At 37.3% G+C, this 6,073-nt stretch carries 6 protein-coding genes; 5 read left to right on the top strand and 1 reads right to left on the bottom strand.

Annotated elements, in window-relative coordinates; translation table 11 throughout:
• Positions 1–392: 392 nt before the first annotated feature.
• A complete protein-coding gene (gene sucC / locus DBR11_RS05900; protein WP_108550685.1) occupies positions 393–1,583 on the bottom strand; it encodes an ADP-forming succinate--CoA ligase subunit beta in 1,191 nt (396 codons plus the stop codon).
• Positions 1,584–1,648: 65 nt separating this feature from the next.
• Between sucC and DBR11_RS05905 the strand changes: the two genes are divergently transcribed.
• The 5 genes from DBR11_RS05905 to DBR11_RS05925 all read left to right on the top strand — a co-directional run.
• Positions 1,649–2,299: an ABC transporter ATP-binding protein gene (locus tag DBR11_RS05905; protein ID WP_108550686.1), complete on the top strand. Its 651-nt coding sequence runs from the start codon at positions 1,649–1,651 to the stop codon at positions 2,297–2,299.
• A gap of 5 nt (positions 2,300–2,304) precedes the next feature.
• On the top strand, positions 2,305–2,808 hold the full coding sequence (locus DBR11_RS05910) for a hypothetical protein (protein WP_108550687.1): 504 nt from the start codon (positions 2,305–2,307) through the stop codon (positions 2,806–2,808).
• Complete coding sequence (locus DBR11_RS05915; protein WP_108550688.1) at positions 2,808–3,422, top strand: haloacid dehalogenase; 615 nt, start codon at positions 2,808–2,810, stop codon at positions 3,420–3,422. Before DBR11_RS05910 ends, DBR11_RS05915 begins: the two co-directional genes overlap by 1 nt.
• A 33-nt stretch (positions 3,423–3,455) precedes the next feature.
• Complete coding sequence (locus DBR11_RS05920) at positions 3,456–5,108, top strand: S41 family peptidase (RefSeq protein ID WP_108550689.1); 1,653 nt, start codon at positions 3,456–3,458, stop codon at positions 5,106–5,108.
• An 18-nt stretch (positions 5,109–5,126) separates the two neighbouring features.
• The coding region (locus tag DBR11_RS05925; protein ID WP_146186472.1) for a hypothetical protein at positions 5,127–6,073 on the top strand (947 nt) is incomplete at its 3' end.

Below are 6,073 nucleotides of genomic sequence, written 5' to 3' on the forward strand. Positions count from 1 at the left end.
TTTATTGTGTTTACTGGTTTTTTTTATTAGTTTTTTTGGTGTTTTTAATGGAATAATTAGTTTTTAAATTTATTTATTGATTTTTTTAGGTTGATATATAGTGTGTTGTGTATTTTTTAGTGAATATTTTATTTTTTATGGGTATTAAATTATAATTATTTGTTTTTTGTTGTATATTTGTAATGCTCGTTTAATTTATATTTGGTTTTAAGAAGCCTCCGGCAATTTGTTGGAGGCTTCTTTATTTTACAGGTACTTCTTTTTTTTGCCATCATATTTCCACGCACTACCGAATTCAGTTCATCACCCCGGCGGAGGCAGGGATCCTATAAGTGCAAAAAAAAGAGGCTGTCTTTTGGACAGCCTCTTTCAATTATGGAAATTAGAAATGTTTACGCTAATACTTTAGTCACAAGATCAGCTGCATCTTTTAATGCAATCGCTGAATATACTTTCAGACCAGAATCATCAATCAGTTGTTTAGCCTCTACAGCATTTGTACCTTGTAAACGGCAAATGATTGGAACAGGAACATTACCGATTTCTTTGTAAGCATCGATAACACCCTGAGCAACACGGTCGCATCTTACAATACCACCAAAGATGTTGATCAGAATAGCTTTAACGTTAGGATCTTTTAAAATAATGTTAAAACCAGCTTTTACAGTTTGTGCATTAGCCGTTCCACCAACATCCAGGAAGTTAGCCGGCTCACCACCTGCAATTTTAATGATATCCATAGTTGCCATAGCCAAACCAGCACCGTTAACCATGCAACCAACGTTTCCGTCTAGCTTTACATAGTTTAAGTTAGATTCACTCGCTTCAACGTCAGTTGGATCTTCTTCCAGTTTATCACGCATAGCTGCATAATCAGGATGACGGAACAAAGCATTCTCGTCCAAATCAACTTTAGCATCAACTGCGATGATTTTATCATCTGAAGTTTTCAATACCGGGTTGATTTCAAACATAGAAGAATCTGTATTGTCATAAGCTTTATAAAGTGCAGAAACGAATTTAACCATTTCTTTAAAAGCAGCACCGCTTAAACCCAGGTTAAAAGCAATTTTTCTTGCCTGGAAAGCCTGTAATCCAACTTTAGGATCAATCTCTTCTTTAAAAATCAGGTGAGGGGTATGCTCAGCAACCTCCTCAATATCCATACCGCCTTCAGTAGAATACATAATGATGTTTCTTCCGCTTGCACGGTTCAACAACACACTGATATAAAATTCTTTGGTTTCAGAAGCACCTGGATAATAAACATCCTGTGCAACTAAAATTTTATTCACTTTTTTACCTTCAGGACCAGTTTGAGGGGTTACCAGCTGCATGCCTAAAATTGCAGTAGCTCTTTCTTTAACCTCGTCAAGGTTCTTGGCCAATTTAACACCACCACCTTTTCCTCTTCCTCCTGCGTGGATCTGTGCTTTAATCACAACCCAATCAGAATTGAAGTCAGTTTTCATTTTTTTAGCCGCTTCTACAGCCTGCTCAACCGTATCGGCAACAATGCCTTCTTGTACGGCTACACCAAAACTTTTAAGTATTTCTTTACCTTGATATTCGTGGATATTCATTTGCTGAAAAAATTTGCTCAAATCTACAATTTCAGATTGGTTTTAAAAACACTAAGTTTGCATTTATGCTAAAAGCCACTGGTATAAAAAAATCTTACGGAAACTTACCGATACTAAAAGGAGTAGATTTTGAAGTTAATAAAGGCGAAATTGTGAGTATCATTGGGGCCTCAGGAGCAGGTAAGAGCACCTTGCTGCATATTCTGGGGACATTAGATAAGCCAGATCAGGGAACAGTAGAATTAAAAGGAACCAAAGTTAATGGCCTTTCCGGAGAATTGCTGAGCATTTTCAGGAACCAGAATATTGGATTTGTTTTTCAGTTCCATCACTTACTTCCCGAATTTACAGCCCTTGAAAACATTTGTATCCCGGCATTCATTGCTAAAAAAAGTAAAAAGGAAGCAGAAGCCAGAGCTTTAGAACTTTTAGATCTACTGGGATTAAAAGACAGGGCAGACCATAAACCCAGTCAACTCTCTGGGGGAGAGCAACAGCGCATTGCAGTAGCAAGAGCACTGATCAATAATCCTGCAATCATTCTTGCAGATGAACCTTCCGGAAACCTGGATTCTGCAAATGCAGATGCGCTACACCAATTCTTTATTACCTTAAGGGATAGTTTCAATCAAACCTTTGTCATCGTTACACATAATGAAAGTCTGGCCAGGATCAGCGATCGGGTCGTAACCATGAAAGACGGATTAATCATATAAAACACGTGAAAGTATTAATTACCGGAGGCAAATCGTCTCCATCTTATAAAATTGTAAAAGCATTTCAGGACGATCAGGTTCTTTTGGCTGATTATGGGGATATTCCAGCCTTTTCAGCTGGGCAGTACCAGTTCATTACCCTGGGAGAGAAGAACGAAGAAACCATTGCCCATAACTTGCTGAATGCTTGTCTTGATCATGGTGTTGAAATGATTCTGCCATTACATGAGTTCGAAGTGGCGGCAGTAGCTAAAGCTTCGTTGTTGTTTTCAGAGTTTGGTATCCAGGTATTGTTACCAGAACTTACTGAACTTCCTAAATATTTTCATAGCCAGGAAGATGTTGCCAGAGGGCAGAACTGGGCATTGTTCATTCACGGAGAACTGATTTATTCTCCTGCCCCAGACACCTTAATTGAAGAAACCGGCAGGTCAAAAAATTTAAATGGCGTATTTTATATACCCGAGGATTTCCAAAGCCCGACAGCTATTTTATTTACCATATCTTAATGAAGTTTGAAAATTACATCAAAGCGCATGATGCCTTTGTTTTTGAGTTAGATCACGTACTTTATCCTGAAAAGGATTTTTTATTACAGGTCTATTATTTATTTGCCCAGTTTATAGAGTACAGTGAGCAACAACCAGCAGCTGAATTGGTTCAGTTTATGCAGGAAACCTATAGTAAAGAGGGGCATGAGGGGATTTTCGATAAAGTGGCCGCCAGATTTTCCATACCAGAAACCTACAGGCTTAATTTTGATCTTTTACAAAGAAATGTGCGTCTGCCTTTAAAATTGTTGTTGTTTGATGAATGCCTTGCATTTTTGCAAGCCATCGTTCTGGAACGCAAACCTATATTCTTATTGTTGTCCGGAAATCCGGAAGCCCAGCTCAACAAGATCCGGCAAATGGAATGGAATGGTCTGGAGCAATACCTTACCGTCTATTTTTCTGAAGAATTGGAGACGGCCGAAGAAGACCGGGGTCTGTCTTATCTGATCAACCAACATCAACTTAAAGATAAAAATATATTGTTCGTCGTAAAAAAGGAAGATGCTCTACCTCAATACGATGGTGCAACTATAAATTTTTTGGAAGTTGAAAGACTATTCTTAACTTAATACCGTATTTATAAGTGTTTTAAACACAATCCTATGAAATCAGATCTTTCTTATGGGCGTTTTGGACTTTGCTGTCTATTCGTTCTTTCTCTTGGTGTCAGTTCCTGCAAAAAGAACCACACAACAGAACCATCTACAACAGACCCTATAACTACCGGTGTTCCAACAACAGGTACACGTACAGAGCTCACCCTGGATTCTTTGTACCTTTATGCCAAGCAGATCTATTTTTGGAGCGATGCCCTCCCTGAATATGCGGTGTTCAATCCGAGAAAATATTCCGGAAAGTCCCTTGCTTTGGATAATTACGACGATGAACTCTATGCCATTTCGCAACTTAAAATTAATCCATTAACCAATAAACCCTATGAATACGAGGGAGATGGTTTTCCAAAATATTCTTTTATTAGTGACATTACCCAAGCCAACCCAAGTCCAACGTCTAATCTGAAAACTGCAAATGTGGATACCGAAGGAAACGGATTCGATATTGGAATAAGACCCGTTTTTTATTTAACCAGCAATAGTGCACCGCGTCCATATTTCTTATTTGTTACAGCAGTTTATCCCGGATCTCCCGCCGCGACGGCAGGTGTAAAGAGAGGCTGGTTAATCCAGAAAGTAAACGGAAAGACTGTGGGTTCAAGTTATGATTCTGAAAGTGCTTCAGTAAGCGCTTCCCTTGCAGGTACCTCGGTAACTCTTGAGGGGATAAATTATATTGATAAAGTTCCTTTTAGCGTAACTTTGAATAAAGCTTCCTATAAAAGCAGTCCTGTCTATACTTCTAAAGTAATCAGTAGGTCGGGTAAAAAAATTGGTTATCTGGCTTTTGCACGCTTTTCTAATCTAACTGTAGATAGTAATAATCCAAGCGATGTAAATCTGGATCCTGTATTTACAAGTTTTGTTTCGGGACAGGTAACCGATTTAGTTGTTGACTTACGATACAACGGCGGAGGATATGTTAACACCGCCGAATATTTGGCCAACTTAATTGCGCCTTCTACAACAACTGGACAAAAAATGTTTACAGAAATCTACAATTCCCTTATGCAGACCAATAAGGCAACGATTCTTTCACATCAACCAGCTTTAGATAATAACGGGAAAGTGCAGTATTCAGGAGGTAAGATGGTTACTCTTGCGGATTTAGATTATTCCACAACTGCGGCTCAAAATAATGCAAGCTTTGCGAAAAAAGGCGGTCTTTCCTCCGTTAGTAACATTGTATTCATTGTTTCCCGTAATACAGCCTCTGCCAGTGAATTATTGATAAATTCCTTAAAGCCCTATATGAATGTTAAGCTTGTTGGAGATACCACTTATGGTAAACCTGTAGGTTTTTTTCCAATTCGTCTTGAAAATAGATATGATGTGTATATGTCTTTGTTTGAGACTCGTAATGCCAGGAACGAGGGAGGCTATTATACAGGGATGGTACCAGACAAGCTGGATGAATATGATGACCCAACCCGTCCTTTTGGCGATGAGCAGGAAAACTATTTATCCTTGGCTTTAGATATCCTTGCACCTACCGCTAAAGCTGCAAGTCAAAGTACTGTAATGAGTGTGGGAGGAAAAAGTTTACGTACAGACTCTTTTCATGCCACCCAATCAAAACAGGCCAATCCAAGAAGTGAATTCATGGGTATGATAGAAAGAAGGGGACGTAGAACTAAATAAGTTCTATATAAGCCCCTTATGAGGATAAAATTTGTAATTCTTTCTTATCTAATTCTAGTCTTTTTACCATCTATTGTTCGCTCACAAAATACAATAAGGGGTTCTGTGGTCGACTCTTTATCTTTTGATAAAATTGAAAGCGGAATAATTGCTTTTTATGCAGATAATGATAGCTTGATTATTAGGAGCTCTGTAAAGAGGAATGGTTCGTTTAGTTTTTCAGTAGCGGAGCGTATTAAATATGGAGTTTTAAAGGTTTCCTGTTTGAATTATTCGAATAAAATATTGCATGTCAAAATCAATAGCAATTTAATAGATGTAGGTGTAGTAAAACTCAAACAAAATGTAATTAATCTAAAAGAGGTTAATATTGTATCTCATAATCCTCCTATTTTACTTAAAGAAATTAAAGACACTCTTGAGGCAGACTTTTCAGGGCAGTATTTTGAGAAATATCTGATGACGGGAAATGCATTAGAGGTTGTACCTGGAATAAAGATTGTGGGATCTAAATTGTTTTTTAATGGGGAAGAGATTGGTGATATAAAAGTTGGAGAAAAAGAATTCTTATTTGATAATGACTTTTTAATGCAAAATTTACCCGGCCGTACAATAAAGAAGATCCAAATTATCAGTAAAGCTGATAAATATGGAAAAAAAAACAAAAGGTTGAACATTGTCTTGAAAGACAAGGATAAGCATGCATCTATATATGATCTTGTTATTTCCAGGGGTACAAAATCATCAAATTTAAATGCTATAACTGCTTCTAGAATGGATAGTCTTTTCCAAATAGGCATTAGAACCCAAAGTAATAATTTGAACCAAATTTCATCTGTTTGGGATTTTAGAGCCCTTAATCGCGTAAATGATATTTTTGGATTTAGTAAAACAAAGAATTTGGAAATACCAGGTATTTTTGAAATAAATAAAAAGACAACACTTAATTTAAGGTATCTATATAC

Origin of the sequence: Pedobacter sp. HMWF019 (genome assembly GCF_003061025.1) — a bacterium.
In the GTDB taxonomy this organism is placed as follows: Bacteria; Bacteroidota; Bacteroidia; order Sphingobacteriales; family Sphingobacteriaceae; genus Pedobacter.